Origin of the sequence: Marispirochaeta aestuarii, assembly GCF_002087085.1 — a bacterium.
GTDB lineage: Bacteria > Spirochaetota > Spirochaetia > JC444 > Marispirochaetaceae > Marispirochaeta > Marispirochaeta aestuarii.
Genome location: NZ_MWQY01000062.1, coordinates 1 through 804 on the forward strand (window position 1 = coordinate 1; position 804 = coordinate 804).

An 804-nucleotide genomic window follows, 5' to 3' on the forward strand; every position below is an offset into this window, starting at 1 on the left:
CTTCTGAAGGTCTCACCCAATACCATCACCAACCGTATCGGCCGTATGGCAAGACAGGCTGTCGCTGTCCACTCCTCCTTATCTGCAGAGATCTCCCTGACCGAGGACCTGGTGGCGGACGGCTTCGAGAGCTTTGTCTGCTCCCAGTACTTCCCCAACAATATCAACCTCCTGGCGGGAAAAGAATCTCAGTTCTGGTTTGCCTCAGACTATGCCCATTTGCGCAGAAAGGGCCGCATGACTGCATATCAAAAGAAAAAGAACCGTCAAGTACAGGCCGCGTTCTCCGGACACAGGCGAAGTATCTATCGGTCGTTTCAGGACTTGGTACGCCTCGGACTGGAACTTCAGGAGACGAGCAGGCACTCGTCTGTAACACTCTTTACCGATGAACATCCCCAGTACGCCAGGGTAATGCACGATCTTACCGGAGACGAGAGACAACGCATACAGCATCTGAGGATCAGTTCGAAACTTCCGCGGACGGTGCGGAACCAGCTGTTCAGTGTGAATTATCTTGACCGGGAGATTCGAAAGGATAATTCTGATCACACCCGGGAAACGGTGCAGTTTGCCCGGAATGCGTGCAACTGCATGGAGCGGCTTGCGGTCTATCGGCTGTATCACAATTACATCAAGCCGTATCGGATAGGGAAGAGGGAGGAAAGTACGATAAGCCATGCTGAACGGGCGGGTATTCCGGCTCAGCGCATTGCATCAGAGATGAGGACGGTGTTTACCCAAAGGCGCTTTTTCTCACGGACTGCCCGGCTCTCTGTCAGTGACAGGCTGATCTGGCTTAAG

The 804-nt window shown here is 53.4% G+C and carries 1 protein-coding gene; it reads left to right on the forward strand.

The genetic code is table 11. The annotated features are described in order from the left end of the window. The coding region (locus B4O97_RS19110; RefSeq protein WP_198947106.1) for a hypothetical protein at window positions 1-804 on the forward strand (804 nt) is incomplete at both ends.